The organism is Vibrio sp. S9_S30 (genome assembly GCF_014694455.1).
GTDB lineage: Bacteria > Pseudomonadota > Gammaproteobacteria > Enterobacterales > Vibrionaceae > Vibrio.
Genome location: NZ_JAAUWT010000018.1, coordinates 1 through 22,380, shown reverse-complemented (window position 1 = coordinate 22,380; position 22,380 = coordinate 1). Strand labels below are relative to the sequence as shown.

The following is a 22,380-nucleotide window of genomic DNA, read 5'->3' as shown; positions in this document are numbered from 1 at the left end:
CACTTATTGTGCACGAGTCCAGTTTTCAGCCCAGAAGCTTGAATACGTCTGATGACCCGTAGGTGCTATGCCTTTAAGCCACTTTGGCTTGATATAGCTGTCTGAACGGTAGTAAAGCGGCAGTGCAGGAAGATCCGTCGCATATAGATATTGCAGCTCTTTCCATAGATCCATACGTTTTTCAAAGTTTAGCTCTGCATCAATGCGAGCGATTAGGTCGTCCATCTTAGGATTGACGTAACCCGCATAGTTCTGACCAGACCAACCATTTTCCTTTGTTGGGATGGATTGAGAGTGCAACGTCGTGCGAGGTAAATTTTCAGGTGACGATCCCCAAGCGAACAAGGCCAATCCCTTGTGCTGACGCTGATTCAATGTTGTACCAAAGTAAACGCGTGCCGTTTGGTTATTGATAACGGCTTTTATACCGATTTTTTTCCACTGACCTTGAGCAAATTGCTGAACAAGCTCACGCGTCTTGTTACCAGAGGTGGTCATGAATTCGATTTCTAGTGGTTTGCCGTCCTTCATTTGAACGCCATTGACCATCTTGTAACCCGCTTCCTTAAGAAGCGTTTTGGCTTTTTCTGGATCGAAGTTGTACGACGGCGTATTTGGATCAAATGAAGAATCTAATGGGCTAACACTTGAACTGGCTACTTGATTTTTGCCATCAAATAATTTTTCAGTCAAAAGCTTACGATCTAGGCCAAAAAGCAGCGCTTGGCGAACGCGTACATCTTGCAAGTGTTCGTTTTGCAGTTGTACGTCTAAATGCTCGTATACCGCAGCTGGACGAATATCAACATCATATTTGTCGCCAAACTTTTTCTCAAACTGAAGTGCTTGATCCAAAGTCAGACCCATCTCACCTGGAATGTAGTCTATATCACCAGAAAGCAAGTTAGCCTGCAAAGCTTGAGTGTCCGATACCGTTTTTATGGTTACATTGCTGAAATACGGCTGTTTACCTTTCCAGTACTCATTCAGCCCCAGTTGCACAAACTGCCCTTGTTTGACATTTTGGATAGTATAAGGGCCATTGTACAAACCAGAGTTAGTAGGCTCAGTAATGTATTTTGTATTTAGGTGGTATTCTTTCGGGTTAGATTTAAAAATGGGTTCTTCTATGTGTCGTGGCAACGCATCAGGAATGTAATAAGCATTGTATTTGTAAGACACACGATCAACATAAACGTTAACTGTGTAGTCGTCTACAATCTCCAGCTTTTCCATATGCTGGTATGTCGAAAGCCCCGCATTCCCTTGAACATCGGGTGAAGTAGCAACGTCGTACCAAAATGCTACATCTTTCGTTGTGATGGGTGTGCCGTCTCCCCAAAATTGGTCTTTTTTGAACTTGACGGTCATCTTCACGCCTTGTTTGCTCTCACCCTCTTTTGCATTAGGACGATCAACAATAACCGCTAGACCATTTTCAAAAGTAGGCACTTCTTCACAAAGAAAACACGTCAGCTTCCATTGCTGATCAAAACCAACAGCACTGCGGTATGAAAAACCATGAGTGTAGGTTTTGGCAACCATACTATCGATAATAGGGTGAAGAGTAGAAGGGAATTGCGAAATGCCCAGAGTCAGTTTGTCGTTGGATGCGAAAGCTTGACCGCCTAGCAATGCTGTTGCAGCTGTAAGCGCCAATACGGATTTTTTTAACTTCATATTAATCTCCATATCTTTATATTGAGCCTAAAATAAATTCCATCTATGAAATTCTAGTTAGACTCAACTCCTTAAGTGATAAGTACGGATTCTATCAGTGAAAATTAGATTTCTTCACTCGAAACACGTGAGTATCGCAGAATTTTATACATAAAACAGGCATCCAATGTACTTTCTTTATAAAAAGCGATGCAATTATCATTTGTAATAATTTTTTAAGCGATAATTCGTGTAAATTTTGTTTCGGTTGAACAAATTAGTTGCGCAAGTGATTATAAGTTAAGTATTTTATTCGGTTCCTGATTTTTTTTCGGATCGAAATCTCATTTATAAATGTAACATTAACCCCTTCCCTTGAAACATCTTTGTATAGCAATAAACCAATCCATCATCGTTCAATTTTAATGTTTCTTTTAATAACACTATTATACCGTGTTCGATTTCGGGTTGTGCCCCTGTTCTTCTTATTTGTTTTGACCTCCCCCCCCCCCAATGAATCAACCATGCCCGCCTGTTTGTATTTATTTTTTTTCTCTTTGTGTCGCTATTTCTGTACACGGTAAACCCAAAATATACCCTTCCGAAGTACCTTTCGATTGGTTTAACGATCCAGTCGGAACCGAGTAACCATGACGACCATGTTACACACTGTTCCTTGGGCTTCCCCCATTCCAAGTCGTTGCTTTATGGAGCGTGGCGGCGGGTTACAAAATCATCGAGCAATGCTATGACGATCGCGTAGGGAGGGACAAAGGTTTCGCATTTTTAGGTACACAACGCAGCATATAGGTCAAATAAACTACCATGCGATAAGATGCGTTGGAGGTATGAATGGCGTTGAGTCTGTTCGTATATGGCTGCAAGGGTTGTGAGAAGTAAGGATTGTGAGAAGTAATAATTTTGAGAAGTATGGTGAATTACGCAACACCTAGCCAACAGTATTACTTTTCACCCACTCTAAATAATCAGACAAACCTGATGAAATTGGAAGCTGTATAACTTGAGGAACCTCATAGTTGTGTAGCTTTCTGATTGTATTTTCAACTCTTTTGTAAAGCTTAGACTGAGTTTTTATCACCAGTAATTGCTCTTCATCCTGACACACCTTCCCTTCCCAGATGTAGTAGCTCTCGATAGGCATAACTTGGATACAAGCCGACAGCCTTTCTGAAAGTAGGCTATTAACAATCTTTCTCTTAACCATATCGTTATTCACCGTGCTAAGCACAATACAAAATTCTGAATCAGACATTCAAATACGTTCCTTGCTCACGATTTTTACGGGGCTCGGGCTACATACCCAAACCTTTATTTTGCAAACACCTTACCACCAATCATCTTGTTTGCAGGTACACCTCTAATGATAGTTTGGCGCGCAAACTCTATCCCACAATTCGGACATGTGCATGAGGTGTTCGTATGGTCTTCAATAATTCTTTCAATAAAACATTTTACAAGAGACCCCTTCCCACCCTTTCTGTATTTGTAGAGCTTTGTTCGGCATCTTGCGCAAAAAACATCAACCGTTTTTGTTGGTTGCTTTTTATTCGGTTTCGCCACGATACCCCCGCTAAATAATGAGTAAAAATAAGCGTCATAATATGCTGCTGTATTCACTCTCATCGGCTGACACTAGGATCCGTCTTTTGAGAAGAGTGTTAGCCCAATGCCACCAAGCACGAGTAGAGAGGATACAGCAAACCAGATCGTTATGGGTTCCCCGACGAATACAAGCCCTCCAAATGTGGCAATGACAGGGACAGAAAGTTGCACAACGCCCGCTTGAAGACCAGAGAGATCTTTCACTGCAACATACCATACGGCGTAACCGATGCCAGAGGCAACACTCCCGGACAACACTGCATAAACGACACCTTCTTGCGTTGTACTACTCCAGTCGATAATCCAAGGCAGGACCAGAAATATCGGAATTGATGCGCCAACAAAATTGAGCTGCGTTGAAACAAGGGGTGTTTGAGCGCTTTTACCGTGCAGAGTATACCAACCCCAACATACACCAGAGATCACCATTAATGAGGCACCAGTGAGATCCGGCCGAGTCGCACTAGGAAGAAGCAATAGGAAAAGACCTGCAAAAGAAACGCTCATACCAATGAGCGCTAACAAGCGCATTTTCACGCCTTGAGCGAGTGATGTGAAGATAATGGTGAGTTGCACTACCCCAAACAATATCAGTGCGCCGCTTCCGGTAGCAAGATCAATATAAGCGTATGAAAATGTTATGGCATAACCGAAAAGGAGAAGACTGCCCTTGATACTGAATTCATTAGAAAACAATGAAGGGGATCTGTTTTTAGTGCTTAACATCACTAATACAAACAGCGTTATTGCACCTGATATCAACCGAATAGAAGTAAAGGTACCTGGGTCAATCTTGCCATCCGCTAATGCAAGCCTACAGAGCACTGAATTGCCAGCAAATGCCATCATGGCAAACAGTATATAAAGTTGAGTTTTTATTGAAGGCATCGAGCTTACCTATTCCTTGTAATTAAACTCATCATCGCCTTGTTACAATTATAAAACCAGCCTATTTTCGCTGGTTTTATAATTACATGGTATAAGCGTTAATCTTTTTGCGGCAAATCGTCATCTTGTGATGCGCTGGATCAGCCTTGTTAAAGAAAATCTATAGCCGATCCTCTTCGGTTACGTCTGGTATGGTCGTATCTGGCTTCACCCATATGTTACTAAAATCAAACCACCCTAATGCGTTGGTTTTAGCATTTTGTAGGGAACCACATTGATCCTTGCTTATCCCCATCCAACAGTGAAACATTGGAATAATAACTTGGCTTTCCACGAGCTCTTTTCCCAACTGTTTTGCAGGAAACATTAAATCAGGCTCTGCACGCCAACGATTAATTAATGCTCGCCATTTTTCGAATTGTTCCGGTTTACACATATTATGTATATCACCATAACTTAAAAACCACCCCAGTAATCCATCGTCTCGGTTTGTGCTAATCCCCATTGGTTTAATCCAAATGTCAATGTCTTCCATGCATTCTGGCTCTACATCGTATCGAATGTATTCGACCATCAGACCGTCTTTTTTTAACAGTTCCTCAATCGCTTGAGCGTACATTTTAAAACCAGGGTGAAAACAGTGGTATGCCACTTTTACAACCGTGTCTTTTGAAGGTACCAGTACTTTAGGCATGGGGTGGCTGTGGAACCAACCGGGCTTTAATCCATGAGCATGCAAAAGCCCCTGCTCCACAATTTTGTCTTTCGGCATGAGTTCGAAAATATTGAAACAGTTTAAACGTGAACAAAAATAGTCTGCCCAACGCTTATCTTTCGCTAACCCTTGTCTTAAGTTCAATAATAAATAGGTACAGCCTGGATCAAGCTCAACGTCTTCGTGCTCACGATGCGCGGGTTTCGTTGGATGCTGAAGGCTTGGATAAACCAGTGTTGAATAGGTTTCATCAATCACCCACACTTCGACTTTATCAATGAGTGGTCTAAACCCAAAATACCCGTCAAACGCTTCCAGCACTAATCGCTTATCATCATTGAGTAATACCCGATAAGGCCCCGTGCCAACTGGCATGCGATCCATTTGATCATCGGGAAGTTGGTTCGAAGGCAGTATCTTTGCTTGGGTTTCGGTGAGCAACAACGGCAGATGCCAATCTGGCATAGAAAGGTGAATATCGACAACATAGGCCGACACCTCTTCGACCCTGTCAATATGATCAAACATTGGACAACAAGCCGAATGCTTTAAGCTTTGCACAACATCCTGTAAAGCTAATAAATTGCCATTGTGGCAACGAACACCCGGTCGAATGTAAAAACGCCAATGCGTCGCATTGATCATTTCCCAATCATGCGCCAAATCGCCTTGAACTTGTTCATTTTCGTCCAGCTTAGTTAACCCTGAAAACACTTGTCTGATGATATGCTGTTCTGAACGACGTGTCGGCTTGTGAGGGTTAAGCATTTTCAGCGCACGATAATAGGGTAATCGCACTACCTGCACCCCTTGCTGATGCTGTAGACCCAAATAGTCTTGAATGACCTGAGTTAATCGAGTAGCATCGCGCTCCAAAACGTTCAGCGCTTGACCGATTTTCCCCTCCTCTAAATAGCGCTTGGCTAGGTTTTCACTAACGTCTTGTTTGTTTCTTCTAAAAATAAGCTGTGAAAGTTTCCCTCTGCCCGCGGCTGGATGCCATTCGATCCACCCTTCTTCTGCTAGCTTGTTAAGCACGATCCGCGCATTTCGGCGAGTACAAAACAGGATATCGGTTATGTCTTCTAACTGAACGTTACTGTCGGTTCCATTGTAATGTTCGAATAGAGTTTCAAACTGACTTCGAAGGCGTGGGCTACTCATAATGAGGAAAACTCTCCAAGGAGAAGGTTCAAGAAATTTCCTTATTTTATCATCGTACTAAACAAAGCTCTACACCAAGCCAGCTTCTCGGTCCAGACTCGTTATTTCAATAACGGTTACTTACTGGATATGAACCCCAAGATGTTCGGCTAACTCAGTAAGTTGTTTCTCGTTATCAAGTTTTACTGACCATTTTGTCTCTGAACCATTAGAAGTAATGACGTTCACACCTTTACCTATGAGGGTAATCGCATCAACTTGAGAGTGAAGCGTTGCTCGATGGTCACCATCAATTTTGACGACAACTTCATGGAGCGTCGCTATCACTTTTCCGCTTTTAAAGGAGATAACCATTAAACCGTACCTTTACGCGTTTTTACTGCAATCGTTAAACGGCTGGTACAAATCAAACGTTCTTGTTCATCAACCAAATTTATTTGCCATACCTGTGTTGAAATACCTAAGTGCAATGGGCTTGCTGTCCCCGTTACGGTACCTTTGCGCATAGCACGAACATGGTTAGCGTTTATGTCTAAACCCACACAATAGCGCTCATCATCAACAGCAAAATTTGCCGCTATTGAACCCAGCGATTCGGCCAACACTACCGACGCTCCCCCGTGGAGCATACCTAACGGTTGGTGGGTAATGGCACAGACTGGCATGGTCGCACTGATCGTACTCTCGGTGATATCGGTATATACGATATTTAAATGCTCCATTAACGTGTTTTTTGATGAAGCGTTCAAAATATCGAGACTGATGTCTTTCTTCCATATACTTGCTTGAAGTGCCATTCAAATTGTCCTGTTTGAAGTGATATAATTTAAATTAGTCAGAAACATAAACACGGAGCCCGTTTATGATGTTAAAACGGATAGCCATCGCTATTACAACCGCAACGATGATCGCTTCTTGCAGTACATCCCCGACTGGTCGCGATCAGTTGCTTCTTTTTTCTTCGAACGACATGGCAAATTTAGGCTTTAGCTCATTCGAACAAATGAAGCAAAAAGAAAAGATAAGCAATGATAGCAAAATAAATGCGTACGTACGTTGCGTTACCGACTCCATAACCCAACATATCCCCCCTCAACCCAGTTTTAAGGAATGGGAAGTCATTGTCTTTGAAAGTGACCAGGTTAATGCATTTGCATTGCCGGGTGGGAAAATTGGCGTCTATACAGGGTTACTCAACGTCGCCAAAAACCAAGATCAACTGGCAACGGTTATTGGACATGAAATCGCACACGTTCTTGCCAATCATGGTAACGAGCGGTTGTCGAGTTCACAACTGGCCAATGTGGGGCTGCAAATAACGAACATTGGTTTACAAAATTCGGAATACCAAAGCTTGGCAATGGGGATGTTAGGCGTCGGCGTTCAGTACGGCTTTTTAATGCCTTATGGTAGAAGCCAAGAATCCGAAGCGGATATGCTTGGTCTCGACTTGATGGCTAAATCTGGATTTGATCCTTACCAAAGTGTAGAACTCTGGAAAAACATGGCCAAAGCCTCTGGTGGAAAAAACCCACCTGAAATACTTTCAACACACCCGTCTAATTCTACAAGGATCTCTAACCTTTCCAATCGTATAGAATCAATAAAAGGGACGAGTAACAACAAACCCAATTGCACTTAACGTACTGATAGGTTTGATAATATCATTCTTTTACTGAGTGCTATTCGTACCACTCGTTCAATAATGTTAATTCAGTCACATATATCTTGGCTATAATGAGAGTGAGGAGTGGAAATCCATTCACTCGTCGCATAAAATCCCACTCAGCTCTCATTTCATACTTATGATTTAAACAACCGTTTAACAAAGTAGCTACACCGTCTTAATATTACTCATAGCCATACTGGCTATCCCACAAATACCAAGTCTTACCCAAGGGGACCAAGGATGAAAATTAAGCACTGCTCTCTGCTTACAATATCCGTATTGTTCGCGTGTAACGTAAATGCAGCCGGATTCCAGGTTGCTGAGCACTCCGCTTCTGGTTTGGGGCGCGCATTTTCTGGTGAGGCTGCAGTTGCAGACAACGCCAGCGTACTTGCACGCAACCCAGCAGCAATGACACTTTTCGACAAAGCTCAGTTTTCGGGTGCACTTTCTATCGTCGACCCAGAAGTCAACGTGAAAGACGTCACCAATAACCAATACTCCAAAGATGTCGCTCCGATGCAGTTTGTCCCGGCTTCTTATTACATTAGCCCAATTGATGATAAATGGGCTTGGGGCGTCGGTCTCTTCACGACTTATGGCGTAGGTACGGATTACCCAGACACGATTGCTGCGGGTGATATGTCGGGTAATACCTCCTTAGTTTCTGTCAATCTCAACCCGAATATTGCCTATCGTGTTAACGACAAGTTCAGCGTGGGTGCAGGGGTTAACCTTGTTTATGCCATTGCGGAATTGGATCGCCACAAAGGCGCATTGGCGTCATTTTTACTAGGCTCCCCCTCTGACAAGCTGGTCTCAATGGAGGGAACCACCTTCGGATTTGGTTGGAATATCGGTGCTCTCTATGAATTGGATGAAAATAATCGATTTGGATTGGGCTATCGCTCATCCGTCAACCTCAATTTTGATGACGGTAAATTCACCGATCACGCCGGAATTCGAGTATCAGATTTAACAAAAAACCCGGTAACGGGAAAATTGGAAATCGAGCTTCCTGATATTTTCGAACTTTCCGGTTTCCATCAGTTGAACGACCAATGGGGCGTCCACTATAGCTGGCAACGTACCATGTGGAATAAGTTTAAAGAACTTCGAGCAACAAGCCCAGACTGCGACTTGAATAGCGGCGTTTGCTTCTTGAAAGAAGAAAGCTATAAGGACAACAACCGCTATTCAATTGGCGCAACTTACGCGCTGGATTCTGAATGGACGTTAAGGGCAGGTTTGGCGCTTGATGAGCAAGCGGGTAAAACAACGTTGAGCATTCCGGATTCTGACCGCTTTTGGTATTCCGCTGGAGCGACCTATGCATACAGTGACAACCTAACCTTTGATGCAGGGTTTGCTCTCGTACAAAGCAAGAGTGGAACGTTTAAAGAAATAAATGGCGCCAAACAAGAACTGACTTTTGAAAGTTCAGGCTCAGCTTATATCACTGCATTTCAAGTTAACTACACATTCAACTAATTCAGACAGGTGTACACAATGACTAAGATAAAACTATTAGCGGTCATTATTTCCGCTTCAATACTGGCTGGGTGTGGTGATGACAACCAAGTTACTGGCGATCCAACCAACAACTTTGAGTCCTATCTTACAGAGTCAGTAAACCGAGCAACAACGATCAAATTTACCTTGCTAGGAAAAGATGCAAGCGTGCCAGTGCCTACCAATCTCTTTTTAAATCCAGAAGACGGCACTCTAAACATTCCGTCCGGCATCGACACATCCATTTCTAACCCACGAGTGGGAATGGGGTACGCAGACGGTTTTTCCACTTCAATGCCTATTTATATCTCACTCGAAGGTAAAGGTTTAGCTTCTCAGCTCGTCTCTTCCGGTGTTCGAATCTTTAAATTGGCGAAGAAATTAACGGACAAAACGCTCGTTCCTACTGACGTAACAGAGTTGACCTTCGGGGTGGATTTTGTCGCGCAATCCGTAGCGAAAGCCAATGATGGCAGTGATAGCACTCTAATCATCGTACCTCTCAAGCCATTTGATGAAAAATCCGAGTACATGTTCGTTCTTACCGACGACATTACCGATTCAGACGGCAATGCCATCGGCACATCTCAAAGTTACGCAAGTTTAAAAACATCAACGGTGGATTATACATCGGGTAGCCTTGCAAGTGCACAAGCTCTCATTAGAGGGCAAGAGAAAATCGCTGCATTGAAAGGCATTGATACAGACAAAATCGTTTACAGCGCTTGGTTCTCTACACAATCAGTTGGAGATGTTCTCTTTTCCACTACCGCTAAGTTAGCTGGCTATCGTGATAACTTGGCTGCACTATGGAAAGATTCCGCTAACCCAAACTCTGTCGATTTAAGCGATGCGTATAACATGACGTTCGGCACTCCATCCTTATTTTCTGACGCATTGGCTGATGATGCAGCATTCACAAAATACGTGGCGGACGGTGACACTGCAACATCAAATGCCTTACGTACAGGTATAGAAACTATTTATGCTGCTGGTGCAGTAAGCTTCGCCAATGTTAATGTTTCTAGAGGCACAGTTAAGCTCCCATACTTCTTAGAAACGTCACTCAGTACGTTTTCTACTACCCCATTTGAATCGGCAATGCCGAGCTTAGCGATCATAAGTAACGCACTTCAAAATAATGCATTGAAAGGCGTGATTGGCGCTCAATTGGTTGCAAAGGAGATCAACCCCACTCAATTGAATACCCCTGATGAGCAAAACAAATTAGTTGGTGTTGATTTGAAGAAACCCGACGGTAGCCCATTAGATTCATCGCGCATAACAAGCCAATACTCATACGTACCGAAAATCAAATCAGTTCAAGATGTTCCTTACATACTCTTTACGCCAAGCACAGTGAACGCGGATACAAAACTGGTTATTTATCAACATGGCATTACGTCTGCAAAAGAAAATTTGTATGCATTCGCGGCTAACCTAACAAGTCAGAATCTTGCGGTTATCGCTATCGATCACCCGCTACACGGTGAGAGATCGCTAAATGATGCGGTCTCAGCCAATAAAGATGCGTTGTACTATCTGAATCTTAAAGCACTCCCCGTCGCGAGAGATAATATGCGTCAAAGCAGTTTGGATGTGATTGGGCTTAGGATTGCACTGGGTAAAGCAGACTTCACGTCTACGCCACTGGATGGGATCACCATTTCTGATACCAATGTGAAATTGCTTGGTCATTCTTTAGGGGGCATCACTGGGTTTACCTCTCTTGCAACAGCACAAGCGGCTTCAAGCGTTGTACCTGATTCTGATAACTTCCTGAAATTCGGCTCTGGGGCATACCCAAATGCAGGGGGACATATTGCTGAGTTGCTCTTTGCGTCAAAAAGCTTTGGACCTCAGATCAAACACAACCTCGCGAAAGAAGCAGATGAATCCTATGCAAGCTATGCGGCAAGCTGCACGTTCGAAGACGCTGTCTGCTACAACAACTTCGCGGCCGCTAACCCAAGTGACGCGCAAGAGTTGGAGGCAAAGCTCATTCCTTTCAAAGTTGCGGCTCAAACGCTGGTTGATACTGTCGATCCCTACTCCATAGCTTCAAGCGCAGAGTATTTTGACATCGGGAATGTGTTCCCAACCATGCTTGTTCAATCCGATGGTGACGAAACTGTACCTAACAATGGATACTATGAGCAAAACCCAAATAGTACTCCTTTATCTCCTACAGCAATATTCGTAGGAACAGAAGCGTTAGCCACAAAACTGGGTTTAACATCCATAACGGGCTCCTCAAATACGACATATACAGGCACTAGACCGTTCATACAGTTTAACGGGGTGGCGACTCATTCGACTCTACTGGGCCCCAAAATAGGCAATGCTGATCTGGCTCATTTACAGGAAACAAGAAAAACTGTCGCAAGTTTCTTGGAAAACGACAGCTTGACGCCTGCCGTAACGAATACCGATACATTAGAGTAAGTGTCTAGGTAACGTTCATAAAAGGTAACGTTCATAAAAGAGCCTTCGGGCTCTTTTTTATATCGATGAAATATATAAGAAGCTTAAAGTAGGAAATAAACATATCGCACGATTAATAGCATCAATACCCTTTTCATCGTAAGGATAAAATGCATAATACACACCACTTATTCCTACAAAGGTAAGACCTTAATGTCTACTGAATCGACTCTGTTAGAGCGTTGTGGTTCACAGTGCGAATTGTGCGCATCTCAATCGCCTCTACAACCTTATATTGTTGCCCCTCACTCCATGGTCACGGTCGACCATGCCATTATGCTTTGTGGAAAATGCATGAATGAGATTGATGCCCCCCAGGACATTAACCACTGGCGATGCCTAAACGACAGCATGTGGAGCCCAGTCGCGCCAGTACAAGTCATGGCTTGGCGTCAGTTAAAGCGCTTGTCGGCAGAAAGCTGGGCACAAGATGCTCTAGATATGATTTACCTAGAAGACGACGTAGCGAAGTGGGCGGAGATTGGCATGGATGATGATGCTGAAAAACCACGTGATGTAAATGGCGTTGAACTTAAAAAAGGTGACGACGTAACTGTCATTAAAGACTTGCCAATTAAAGGTTCAAGCCAAGTGATTAAGCAAGGGACTGTCGTTCGTGGAATTGGGTTAACAGACGATCCTAAACATATTCAAGGCAAAGCAAACGGTCAGGCGATGTTTATCATTGCTGAGTATTGCCGAAAGAAATAAAGCGCATTTTGCTCGTAAAAAAATGCCAGCTAAATTTAGCTGGCATTTTTTATTGCGTAACGGTGTTAGCGATAAAGTCCGATATCACGTTGTAGATAAGAAGAAAGCTGACCAACATTGTGCTTTGGTTCCACTTTGCTTTCTACAAATAAGATATCCAACAAATGAGCAATCAATCCTTTGATATTTAACGCATAGGTCTTCGTTCCCATAGACTCTGGAGTTGCTACTGTTTCAATGTGCATTACCTGTGCCATGATTGCCTCACAAATTATTCTGTTTACTTGACAGCTCAGATAATATTCTTATTTTCAAATTTCAAAAAATGACTTTTATTAGATATTCAAATAAGATTTTCTAATGAAACAAGTTTTTAACACATCCATTTTTAGTAACCTATTTATAGCGGCTTTATATGCATTAATCCCTGCCTAATAGGCACTTATTGAGAATATGTATTCATCATTGCATTAATAATTTACAATTTAGAAACAACGTTTTTTTCCTTTCGTTTAGAAATACCATTAGTTATTCGTTTCCAAATATTATTTGACCGATTCTTTCCATCCGCCTTGCTTTCCCCCCTTTGGGAAAAGTAGACCCACCCTAAAAAATATCTATTTAGCTCAAACCATCATTCCCCTTTTGTACTCAATTTTCACATCGAGTCACATTCCAAGTGCTAAGTCGCTAAAATTTATCATCAATCATACTTCCCTATCCATTATTCATGTTGATACACCAGATGGTAAAATTCTTCAATCAGCTCAATTCTATCTCTTTGTTACATACTGTTACACGAGACACAAAAGATAAACATACGTTGTTTCAAACACTTAACATACGGAGTTAATATTACTTAACACAATAAATTAATTACGCATTTCTTTTACTTAATAACCGAATAGAATCAGCAACTATTTTCAAATGTTAATATGCAAATCTATGGAGTATGCATGCTTAACCGCCTATTAAATCGACTTAATGTATCATCGAAAATACGACTGATTATCATTGTTGCTAGCATTATAATTTTTGGAGCGAAGCTGTTTTCCGCATTGAACCTTAAAGATCAGATGATTAATGAAAGAAAGCAGGCTGCCGAGTCTTTAGTTCAAAGTGGTATTAACCAAGTTAATCAAATTGAAAAACTCGTCACCCTAGGGAAGCTTTCATTAGAAGAAGGCCAAACCAGAGCGAAAGATCTGATCAATTCAAAGCGGTATGGAAGTAGCGGTTATTTCTGGCTTAATGATATTAACGGTGTCATGGTGACACACCCTATTAAGCCCGAGCTCAATGGCAATAATATGGCGAGACACAACACCTCTTACATTTCAAATGCTTTCCGCCAGTTTATCGATACGGCTAAAACACAAGGCAGTGGTTTTGTTGCTTACGACTGGCCAAAGCCTGGTAGCAAAGAGCTAGAAAAGAAAGTTTCCTTTGTCGCGAAATCCAACCAATGGGACTGGGTATTGGGAACGGGTGTGTACTTCACTGATGTTGAAGAAGCATTCGAAGATGAAATGATGACTACCCTAGTGCATACGCTTATCTTTGTTATCACTCTTGTGATTTTCTCAAGCCTCATTGCCCAAAATATTTTAAAACCATTAGACAAACTGACTCGCACCATGTCTCTCATTGCCGATGATAAGGATTTGTCTATTATCATGAAAAGCAAAGGAAAAGATGAACTTGCGACAATGGCAACAGCGTTCAACAAAATGAACGCAAACCTTCGGGATGTCGTAGTAAGTATCCATGGAAACACGGATTCATTAGCGTCTCAGGCTGAAGAGCTATCGAGCGTGACACAGCAAATACAATCGGGTATTCGCGATCAAAAAGAACAAACCTTTGCCGTTTCTAGCCGAATCGAACAGCTTACTCACTCTGCAAACTTAGTGTCCGAAAAGGTAGAAATTGCGCTGCTTACAACGAAGGAGTCTACCGAAACAATTGCCAGTGGTACGCGAAGTGTAAACGAAAACCTCGATGTTATTCATGGCGTTGCTAAAGAGGTGCAAGCAACCGTCAAGATTGCGGAAGACTTAGAATCCTCATCTAAAGAAATTGGCGACATTCTTGATGTCATTAAGCAAATTGCTGAGCAAACAAACCTATTGGCACTTAATGCCGCGATTGAAGCCGCAAGAGCGGGTGAACAAGGGCGAGGGTTTGCTGTTGTTGCTGACGAAGTGAGAACGCTTGCACAACGTACTCAAGAATCTACAGGAAATATTCAGCGCATAATATCCGATCTGCAAACGGGTGTTCAACACACGGTAAATTCGTTAGAGCATTGTCAACAAAAAGCCGAGTTGGGCATCGAAAAGGCAACAAACTGTGGTGACGCATTAACGAGTGTTCAAGCTTCAATTAAAACGTTGGCAGAAATGTCTACCGACATAGCACATTCAGCAGAAGATCAACGTCATCAGATATTGAGCATTGGTAATAGTATATCAAACATCTCGGAAGTCGCTGAACAGACTGAAATGGGAACCAATCAGACATCTCAATCCAGCGAGCAGCTTAGCATTATGGCACAGCGTTTAAATGGGCTAGTGAACGCGTTTAAGGTGTAGATTTCTCTTACTCTATCTAATAGGGAGCGCGAGCTCCCTTTTTTATGACTCGTTATATAGAGCCTGATATTTTATCACTCAAACGTCTTGCAAGATCTTGTGGAAACTCGTTTCGCGCAATAGACGATGTAACTAACCAAGACAATTCCAACTTGTGAATGCCCTCGCCTATACTTTTTGAAGCCATTGCTCCCAACGCTAGAGCAAAAAAGCTTCATAGTGCCTCAATATCCATATCTCTTCCTATTTTGCATGACTGTGCACATATTCCTATATGAGTCATAAAAAGAAGATATTACTAATAAGGATGAAACTGGAACAAAGGTGATATGGAAATATAGGCTGAAAAATATCGTTACCGCTAATCAATAGAAATAAGGCTGGAAATCCGATTAATTGAGCGACAAAAAAAAGCAGGTCCAATGACCTGCTTTCTTCAATTTTACGCTTCTGCGCGGCGGGTTCGCGGCGCTCTTTCGCCACGATGGCTTCCACGGTGATCGCCACCACGGTTGCGATCGAAACGACGCTCTCCACCTTCACGGTTACCGCGACCTTGACCGCCTTCACGGTTACCACGATAACCACCGCCACTTCGATTACCGCCTTCACGATTGCCACCTTCACGGCGACCACGAGATTCGCGGAAATCATCAAAATCACACACTACAGCACCCACTTCTTTCTGGCGAATACGCAATTTGCGGAGTTTACCAGCAACTTCAGATGTCATTGCTTTAGGAAGTTGTACGAACGTATGACCTTGTGCAAGCTTGATGGCACCAATAGAACCTTTAGTTAGACCAAGCTCGTTCGCTAGAGCGCCAACGATGTCTTTAACTTGTACGCCCTGTTCACGACCAACCTGAAGCTGATAAGTATCCCAGTCTTGATTGGTATTGCCGTAACCACGAGCACCATCACGAGCGCCGTCACGACCACCATCACGTCGCTCTTTTCGGCGCTTCTTATCACGTTCAATTGCTTCAATCATTGGATCTTCACCAATGTAGAATAACGGGCGTTTGCCCTGCTGACGCTTAAGAAGAATTGCAGCCAATGTCGCGGCATCGATCTCTAGAGACTCTTGAAGTTTTTCAATCAAGTCACCGAACTTATCTAATGCCTTGTGTTCTTTCTCAGCAGCTAACTCACTACCAAGCTTAACCAAACGCGCATCTGCCACTTTGTCACGAATTGGAAGTTGGATTTCTTCCATAGAGGACTTAGTCACACGCTCTATAGTACGAAGCATGCGGATCTGGTTTGTGCGAACAAGAAGAATTGCTTTACCTTTACGTCCAGCACGACCAGTACGGCCGATACGGTGGATGTAAGATTCAACATCGAATGGGATGTCGTAGTTAAATACGTGCGTAATGCGAGGAACATCAAGCCCACGAGCAACAACATCTGTGGCAACGAGAATATCAATAACACCTTGTTTGATGTGATCAACAGTACGTTCACGTTGAGACTGTGGAATGTCGCCGTGAAGAGCCGCCGCTTTGAAGCCACGCGCAGATAACCAATCCGCTAAGCGCTCCGTGTCTTGACGAGTACGAACAAAGACAATAGAAGCGTCTGTTTCTTCCGTTTCAAGAAGGCGAGACATTGCTTCGTCTTTTTCAACACCTTTAACAACCCAAAATTGTTGTTCTACTTTATCAACGGTGTGGTTCTTACCCGCGACATCAATATGCTCAGGGTTACGAAGGAAACGCTCTACAATGTTTTTAAGCATTGGAGGCATCGTTGCAGAAAACAGAACGCGCTGCGCTGTTTCTGGAGCTTGCTCCATGATCCAAGTAACATCGTCAACAAAGCCCATGTTGAGCATTTCATCCGCTTCGTCAAGAACGAAAGTATGAACTTCATCTAGGTGTAGACGGTCACGGTTGATCAAGTCTTGAACTCGACCGGGCGTTCCGACAACAATGTGTGCACCTGACTTAAGTGAACGCATTTGATCGACGATGGATGCACCACCGTAAATCTCAAGAACTTTAAGCCCTTTGATGTTTTGACCCAGGTTCTTTATTTCAGCCGCTACCTGAATAGCAAGCTCACGAGTTGGGGCAAGAACAATTGCCTGTGGCTTGCGTTGACCTAGATCTAGCTTATTAAGAAGAGGGAGAGAGAAAGCAGCAGTTTTACCTGTACCTGTCTGCGCTTTACCTAGAGCATCTCTTCCTTCAAGAAGATGAGGAATAGCTGCTGCTTGAATTGGAGTTGGAGAAACAAACCCCATACCTTCAAGTGCTGAAAGAATGGCGTCATTAAGTGCTAATTCACTAAACTGAATTACAGAATCTTGCATTGGGATCCCACTATATTAAAACAAAAACAAACGGTCCCACGTGCTCTACCAATTCCAATACCAATCCAGAAGGTATACTGACTCCGTTCAGATGCGGATAAGTAATAAAACGCATCAAGCCGCTAGGGACATCATTAAGGGAGACGGATTCTGCCTGAAAAGCACAAGAAAAGCCAGAAAAAATTGAAATTCATCACATTTTTCATTGTTTTCTTGTTTTTTGGGTCATCAAATGGACATATTGCACACTTTTACATCTTCAAGCCCAAACGTTACACAGTTTTCCCCTCACTTAATAGGGGGAAAATGTCGACTTTATCTAGCAATGGAGAAATTCAGGCTATATAGTGAAGCGGTTAATTAATAGCGACCAATTAAGATGTTTCAAGATAACCCGTTACTAGCTCAATTAAAGCAGCAAATAAAAGAAAACCTTCCAACTAAGGAAGGAACAATTAAAGCGACAGACAAAGGCTTTGGATTTTTAGAAGTGGATAGCAAAACTTCTTTCTTTATCCCACCTCCTTACATGAAAAAATGCATGCATGGTGACAAAGTAGAAGCCATCATCCGAACCGAGAATGAAAAAGAAGTCGCCGAACCAGATAAACTCATCGAGCAGTCACTGACTCGCTTTATCGGTCGAGTTAAAATGTTCAAAGGTCGCTTAAATGTGACCCCAGATCATCCCCAGCTTAAAAAGTTTTCATTGAAAGCAAAAGCCAAAAAAGGTCTCAATCCTGAAACATTGAATGAAGGTGATTGGGTCGTCGCTCATCTCACACGTCATCCACTGAGTGGTGAAAATGGCTTCTTGGCAGAGATTTCAGAAAAGATCACCGACGCAAACGACAAAATTGCGCCTTGGTGGGTAACGCTAGCTGAAAACGACTTACCAAATAGTGAGCCGGCTGGCATTGAAAATTGGGTACTTAAAGACGACGCTGATCTTGAGCGAATCGATATGACTAACGTTCCTTTCGTAACGATTGATGGTGAATCGACGAAAGACATGGACGACGCGTTATACGCAAGGAAAAACGATAGTGGTGATTTTGAGCTCACTATTGCCATTGCTGACCCCACTGCCTACATCACACCTGATGATGAAATGGATAAAGTTGCCCGAGACCGCGGGTTTACAATTTACTTACCTGGCAGAAATATTCCAATGCTGCCAAGAGATTTAGCCGATCAACTTTGCTCTCTCATAGAAGGCGAAGACCGCCCCGCCCTATGCTGCTCAGTCACGGTCAGTAAAGAGGGCGTTATAGGCGACGATATTCGGTTTTTTGCAGCAAACATCAAGTCTCATGCTCGCTTGGTGTACGACCGCGTATCAGATTGGTTGGAAACGGGTGCGTCAGATGCTTGGCAACCTAACGACGTCATCGCGAGTGTTGTGAAAGATCTGCATGAATTCGCACTCGCCCGTGCAAGCTGGCGTGAAAGAAATGCGGTTGTATTCCCAGATCGCCCTGATTACAGATTTGAATTGAGTGAAGACAACGACGTAGTAGCAATACATGCGGATTTGCGCCGTACGGCTAACCGCTTAGTTGAAGAATCGATGATCACGGCAAACATCTGTGGGGGCAAAGCACTAAAAGAGCATTTTGGTACGGGTGTCTTCAATACGCACGCAGGTTTTAGAGAAGACAAGCTGGCTGAAGCTTTGGAGTTGATCAACACAGACAACGCCGATCCATTTTCTGCTGAACAAGCCAAATCGCTGGAAGGGTTCAGCAGAATTCGCCGTTGGCTAAATAGCCAAGATACGTCGTATTTAGATAATCGAATCCGTAGGTACCAAGCATACAGTGAAATTGGTAATCAACCAGAAGCCCACTACGCTATGGGGTTGGATATTTATGCCACATGGACATCCCCTATTCGCAAATACGGCGACATGATTAATCACCGTATGCTCAAAGCGCTCATATTGAATAAAGAGCCAGTCCAAAAACCGGATGATCATGTCGGAGAAGAACTCGCCCTTCACCGAAAACATCATAAAATTGCGGAACGCAATGTGAGTGACTGGTTATATGCTCGTACATTAATAGACGCACCTAAGAACAAAACCTGCTTCCAGGGCGAGATTTTCGACGTAAACAGAGCGGGTTTACGGCTCCGAATTTTGGAAAATGGCGCGTCTGCTTTTATTCCGAGCTCACAAATTTTAGATGATAAAGAACGCATCGAATGCAACAGTGAGCGAGGTCAAGTCATTATCGATAAATCTGTTGTGTGGCAGCTCGGTGATGTGGTTGAAATTATCTTGATCGATGTCAATCTTGAAAATCGTAACCTTGTCGCGAAACCAACTAAAGTTTTTGAGACAGAGTGAACAGTTCTCAAAGTTTATATAGAAAATAGTCACTTAAGAGCTCTCTAAGAAAGGAGAGCTCTTTTTATTTTTATTAAAAAAAAGCCCATTTCAGCTAAATCGACGCTTAATCAAGTACTTACGATAGCAAGCTTCTGGTTGTCTCATTAATTGGTATCAGTCATAATTCAGCTCAACTTTCCTTGATTTCAAAAACTCAATAGAAATAATTAAGTTACGGAAAAAACAAAAACAGAGAAGCGCTATGACGAATGTAACCTTACAAAAGTTCAGCAATTTCCAACAACGAGATCGTGATAGATATCACGCAGCCAATCCAGTCATTTTTATGGTGATCGAAGGCAGCGCTTCATTCAAATTTCCCGATGGCGTTATTGGAAAGTTAAGCAGTGGAGAATTTACATTATTGGATATCTCATTGCTGACTGATGTAAAAACAGATCTTGAGAATAACGCAATAAATGCGACCGCAATCCATTTGGACACGTCTATTCTTCAAAGCATCAAAGCTGGCACTGAAGACTACGTCTTTGGTAAGCAAGAAAATTCGTTTGTTAAGTTTGATGCTGATGATGTTGTCGCACAATCGATTCAAGATTTGCTGATCGGTATTCTCGAAGACGCAAAGGGACCAAACGAAACAGCAGAGTTCCTTGCTAGAGCACTCGTCAGCGAAATGCTAAAAGTGAACCCAAGCCTTAGACGATTGATCCATAATTCATTTGAGCTCAAAGTTAGCCAGCGAGTAATTCAACATATTGAGAAAAATATTCGCAATGAGATCTCCCTTGAAAGCGTTTCACGCACTTTAGGTATGTCTCCTGCGACGCTTAAGCGACGCTTGTCAGCTGAAGAGTTGTCCTTTTCGCATTTATTGAAGGAAAAGCGTATAAACTACGCAGCGAATCAGTTGCGAGCTTCTCATGAATCAATTTGCGAAATTGCTTTCCAGAGTGGCTTCAAGAGCGCTGCACACTTCAGTACTGCGTTTAAGAGCATTCAAGGGATGACACCTAAAGAATTCCGGTCTCGCATCAACTGGAACCGTGAAGAGCTAAGACACGCCACCATGTGAAAGCCATTCTCATAGTGGCGTATTGAAATGAGGTCAAATCGCCATTGGGTATTTGGATGATGATCAGTACCAAATACAATTTTCTTGATCTGATTCGATCACCGAAAATACATACGATAAATCTCGACTGCGTGGCACCACCGGATGTGGGTGCCACACTTTCGACAATGACTCCTTTTGACGTTTATTCACAAATAACTGCCAAGTGTGTTCATCTGGGTCAAATTCGACTTTTGCGACATCTTTTGAATAATCTGGGTGCCCGGAATCCAATTTAAAAAAGGATTTCGTGAAAAGAACTCCAGACTCTAATATCTCAAAATACGCTTTTCCATGCTCAATGGGCAAACCTTGGTTTCTGTGTTCACACAGTTTGCTCGCCAGCTTATCGAGGCGTTGGCGGTCTATATCACATACCAACATGGATCTATCCTCCTTCCTTTTCCCCACAATAACTATAACCTACTTCTTAGATTTATCCTTTCTTGAGCAAATATTTTCATCAATATCCCTCCAACATTCTTTCAAAGCCAGTCGCATTGAAGAGGTTCACAAAAACGTCATTGTTACGGCATATGATGGCTCAAAATATTATCTGCAATATGGAGTAATCTATGTTTCGCGTTGCGTTTGCCGCTCTGCTTTCTTTATTTGTTTCTTGTCTATACGCAAAAGAGATAAATGTTACAGGCTCTACATCAATGAGTCGTATCATGGATGTGCTCGCTGAAAAATATAATTCAGAATACCCTGATACTTTCGTCGCTATTCAAGGAATAGGTTCAACAGCCGGAATCACCATGGTTAAAAAAGGTGTGGCTGAAATTGGAATGAGCTCGCGTTACTTAACAGATGCCGAATACGACGAATCGTTAGCCGTCGACCCTATCGCATTCGACGGATTAGCCGTCGTTGTTAACCGCGCTAACACCATCCATAATTTATCGCGTAAACAACTGACTGATATTTACTTAGGGAACATAAATAATTGGAAGCAAGTCGGTGGTGAAGATCGCATCATCGCGGTGGTGACTAGAGAGTCTTCATCGGGTACTCGTTACAGTTTTGAAAGCCTACTTGGATTGACTAAAGTAGTAAACAACCGCCTGGTCTCTAATATCAATGCCGACAACTTGGTCGTTAACAGTAATAGCATGGTAAAAACCATCGTCAATCATAATCCTCAGGCGATTGGCTTTGTCTCTCTTGGCTCCGTTGATCGCTCCATTAAAGCCATTTCATTTGAGAATGTAGAACCAACAAGCCAGAATATCGCAAACAATAAATACGAACTGTCTCGACCATTTCTGTTGTTTCACCAAAAAGACGACATTACAGAACAAGGAAAGGCGTTCATAAAGTATGTTTTGTCGGAAAAAGGGCAAACATTAATTGAAGACTACGGGTATACCGGGATTCATTCTTCAAATTAGATAAGTGCCATTCCATGATGGCTGAAAATCGCATAAAGAAAAAAGGCGACCAAATGGCTAATGCCGCTCGCTTAACAGCGTGCGGCTCTTTTCTTATGTGGATACCGGGGAGCCTTATACAGAACAACCCGAGGAAAAGGCTTCCTCTTTCTTTTCTTGGGTAAAATGAGTCGCTTACCACTT

General features: G+C 42.7%; 18 protein-coding genes. 8 read left to right on the top strand and 10 right to left on the bottom strand.

Annotated features, from left to right (window positions below; all coding sequences use genetic code 11):
* Positions 1-3: 3 nt before the first annotated feature.
* The 7 genes from HC752_RS18860 to HC752_RS18830 form a co-directional block, all read right to left on the bottom strand.
* Positions 4-1,680, bottom strand: coding sequence for a peptide ABC transporter substrate-binding protein (locus HC752_RS18860; protein WP_190336733.1), 1,677 nt, complete (start codon positions 1,678-1,680; stop codon positions 4-6).
* Positions 1,681-2,608: 928 nt separating this feature from the next.
* Positions 2,609-2,932, bottom strand: a complete 324-nt coding sequence (gene cutA, locus HC752_RS18855; RefSeq protein ID WP_190336732.1) for a divalent-cation tolerance protein CutA — start codon at positions 2,930-2,932, stop codon at positions 2,609-2,611.
* Positions 2,933-2,988: 56 nt separating this feature from the next.
* Entirely contained in the window at positions 2,989-3,240 is a 252-nt protein-coding gene (locus HC752_RS18850) for a hypothetical protein (RefSeq protein WP_190336817.1), read from the bottom strand.
* Positions 3,241-3,312: 72 nt separating this feature from the next.
* Positions 3,313-4,170, bottom strand: a complete 858-nt coding sequence (locus tag HC752_RS18845; protein ID WP_190336731.1) for a DMT family transporter — start codon at positions 4,168-4,170, stop codon at positions 3,313-3,315.
* Between the two features lie 160 nt (positions 4,171-4,330).
* Positions 4,331-6,049, bottom strand: a complete 1,719-nt coding sequence (locus HC752_RS18840; RefSeq protein WP_190336730.1) for an SgrR family transcriptional regulator — start codon at positions 6,047-6,049, stop codon at positions 4,331-4,333.
* A gap of 120 nt (positions 6,050-6,169) precedes the next feature.
* Entirely contained in the window at positions 6,170-6,403 is a 234-nt protein-coding gene (locus tag HC752_RS18835; RefSeq protein WP_190336729.1) for a DUF3389 domain-containing protein, read from the bottom strand.
* Positions 6,403-6,846, bottom strand: a complete 444-nt coding sequence (locus HC752_RS18830) for a hotdog fold thioesterase (protein WP_190336727.1) — start codon at positions 6,844-6,846, stop codon at positions 6,403-6,405. Before HC752_RS18830 ends, HC752_RS18835 begins: the two co-directional genes overlap by 1 nt.
* A 65-nt stretch (positions 6,847-6,911) precedes the next feature.
* Between HC752_RS18830 and HC752_RS18825 the strand changes: the two genes are divergently transcribed.
* From HC752_RS18825 to HC752_RS18810, 4 genes are all read left to right on the top strand, one after another.
* Entirely contained in the window at positions 6,912-7,691 is a 780-nt protein-coding gene (locus tag HC752_RS18825) for a M48 family metallopeptidase (RefSeq protein ID WP_190336726.1), read from the top strand.
* Positions 7,692-7,958: 267 nt separating this feature from the next.
* The gene (locus HC752_RS18820) at positions 7,959-9,209 is read left to right on the top strand and encodes an outer membrane protein transport protein (RefSeq protein ID WP_190336725.1); all 1,251 of its coding nucleotides are present in this window, start codon (positions 7,959-7,961) and stop codon (positions 9,207-9,209) included.
* 18 nt (positions 9,210-9,227) lie between these two features.
* Entirely contained in the window at positions 9,228-11,675 is a 2,448-nt protein-coding gene (locus HC752_RS18815; protein WP_190336724.1) for a VolA/Pla-1 family phospholipase, read from the top strand.
* 192 nt (positions 11,676-11,867) lie between these two features.
* Positions 11,868-12,425 (top strand): PhnA domain-containing protein, encoded by a 558-nt coding sequence (locus HC752_RS18810; RefSeq protein ID WP_190336722.1) that lies wholly within the window; start codon positions 11,868-11,870, stop codon positions 12,423-12,425.
* 65 nt (positions 12,426-12,490) lie between these two features.
* Here the strand turns inward: HC752_RS18810 and HC752_RS18805 are convergent, their stop codons facing one another.
* Positions 12,491-12,682 (bottom strand): hypothetical protein, encoded by a 192-nt coding sequence (locus HC752_RS18805; protein ID WP_190336721.1) that lies wholly within the window; start codon positions 12,680-12,682, stop codon positions 12,491-12,493.
* An 819-nt stretch (positions 12,683-13,501) separates the two neighbouring features.
* Between HC752_RS18805 and HC752_RS18800 the strand changes: the two genes are divergently transcribed.
* Positions 13,502-15,019, top strand: coding sequence for a methyl-accepting chemotaxis protein (locus HC752_RS18800; RefSeq protein WP_190336720.1), 1,518 nt, complete (start codon positions 13,502-13,504; stop codon positions 15,017-15,019).
* A gap of 442 nt (positions 15,020-15,461) precedes the next feature.
* On the opposite strand, the gene HC752_RS18795 is transcribed toward HC752_RS18800, so the two are convergent.
* The gene (locus HC752_RS18795; RefSeq protein ID WP_190336718.1) at positions 15,462-17,339 is read right to left on the bottom strand and encodes a DEAD/DEAH box helicase; all 1,878 of its coding nucleotides are present in this window, start codon (positions 17,337-17,339) and stop codon (positions 15,462-15,464) included.
* Between the two features lie 379 nt (positions 17,340-17,718).
* Between HC752_RS18795 and rnb the strand changes: the two genes are divergently transcribed.
* Both rnb and HC752_RS18785 read left to right on the top strand, forming a co-directional pair.
* Positions 17,719-19,689 (top strand): exoribonuclease II, encoded by a 1,971-nt coding sequence (gene rnb, locus HC752_RS18790; protein WP_190336717.1) that lies wholly within the window; start codon positions 17,719-17,721, stop codon positions 19,687-19,689.
* A gap of 244 nt (positions 19,690-19,933) precedes the next feature.
* On the top strand, positions 19,934-20,764 hold the full coding sequence (locus HC752_RS18785; RefSeq protein ID WP_190336716.1) for an AraC family transcriptional regulator: 831 nt from the start codon (positions 19,934-19,936) through the stop codon (positions 20,762-20,764).
* Positions 20,765-20,827: 63 nt separating this feature from the next.
* Here the strand turns inward: HC752_RS18785 and HC752_RS18780 are convergent, their stop codons facing one another.
* Positions 20,828-21,187, bottom strand: coding sequence for a DUF3024 domain-containing protein (locus HC752_RS18780; protein WP_190336715.1), 360 nt, complete (start codon positions 21,185-21,187; stop codon positions 20,828-20,830).
* A gap of 191 nt (positions 21,188-21,378) precedes the next feature.
* Between HC752_RS18780 and HC752_RS18775 the strand changes: the two genes are divergently transcribed.
* Complete coding sequence (locus HC752_RS18775) at positions 21,379-22,197, top strand: phosphate ABC transporter substrate-binding protein (RefSeq protein ID WP_190336714.1); 819 nt, start codon at positions 21,379-21,381, stop codon at positions 22,195-22,197.
* Positions 22,198-22,380: the final 183 nt, after the last annotated feature.

Excerpts from the sequence above, each read along its gene's own strand:
- HC752_RS18860 (WP_190336733.1), bottom strand. The coding sequence starts at position 1,680 with ATGAAGTTAAAAAAATCCGTATTGGCGCTTACAGCTGCAACAGCATTG.
- cutA (WP_190336732.1), bottom strand. The coding sequence starts at position 2,932 with ATGTCTGATTCAGAATTTTGTATTGTGCTTAGCACGGTGAATAACGAT.
- HC752_RS18845 (WP_190336731.1), bottom strand. The coding sequence starts at position 4,170 with ATGCCTTCAATAAAAACTCAACTTTATATACTGTTTGCCATGATGGCA.
- HC752_RS18840 (WP_190336730.1), bottom strand. The coding sequence starts at position 6,049 with ATGAGTAGCCCACGCCTTCGAAGTCAGTTTGAAACTCTATTCGAACAT.
- HC752_RS18835 (WP_190336729.1), bottom strand. The coding sequence starts at position 6,403 with ATGGTTATCTCCTTTAAAAGCGGAAAAGTGATAGCGACGCTCCATGAA.
- HC752_RS18830 (WP_190336727.1), bottom strand. The coding sequence starts at position 6,846 with ATGGCACTTCAAGCAAGTATATGGAAGAAAGACATCAGTCTCGATATT.
- HC752_RS18825 (WP_190336726.1), top strand. The coding sequence starts at position 6,912 with ATGATGTTAAAACGGATAGCCATCGCTATTACAACCGCAACGATGATC.
- HC752_RS18820 (WP_190336725.1), top strand. The coding sequence starts at position 7,959 with ATGAAAATTAAGCACTGCTCTCTGCTTACAATATCCGTATTGTTCGCG.
- HC752_RS18815 (WP_190336724.1), top strand. The coding sequence starts at position 9,228 with ATGACTAAGATAAAACTATTAGCGGTCATTATTTCCGCTTCAATACTG.
- HC752_RS18810 (WP_190336722.1), top strand. The coding sequence starts at position 11,868 with ATGTCTACTGAATCGACTCTGTTAGAGCGTTGTGGTTCACAGTGCGAA.
- HC752_RS18805 (WP_190336721.1), bottom strand. The coding sequence starts at position 12,682 with ATGGCACAGGTAATGCACATTGAAACAGTAGCAACTCCAGAGTCTATG.
- HC752_RS18800 (WP_190336720.1), top strand. The coding sequence starts at position 13,502 with ATGATTAATGAAAGAAAGCAGGCTGCCGAGTCTTTAGTTCAAAGTGGT.
- HC752_RS18795 (WP_190336718.1), bottom strand. The coding sequence starts at position 17,339 with ATGCAAGATTCTGTAATTCAGTTTAGTGAATTAGCACTTAATGACGCC.
- rnb (WP_190336717.1), top strand. The coding sequence starts at position 17,719 with ATGTTTCAAGATAACCCGTTACTAGCTCAATTAAAGCAGCAAATAAAA.
- HC752_RS18785 (WP_190336716.1), top strand. The coding sequence starts at position 19,934 with ATGACGAATGTAACCTTACAAAAGTTCAGCAATTTCCAACAACGAGAT.
- HC752_RS18780 (WP_190336715.1), bottom strand. The coding sequence starts at position 21,187 with ATGTTGGTATGTGATATAGACCGCCAACGCCTCGATAAGCTGGCGAGC.
- HC752_RS18775 (WP_190336714.1), top strand. The coding sequence starts at position 21,379 with ATGTTTCGCGTTGCGTTTGCCGCTCTGCTTTCTTTATTTGTTTCTTGT.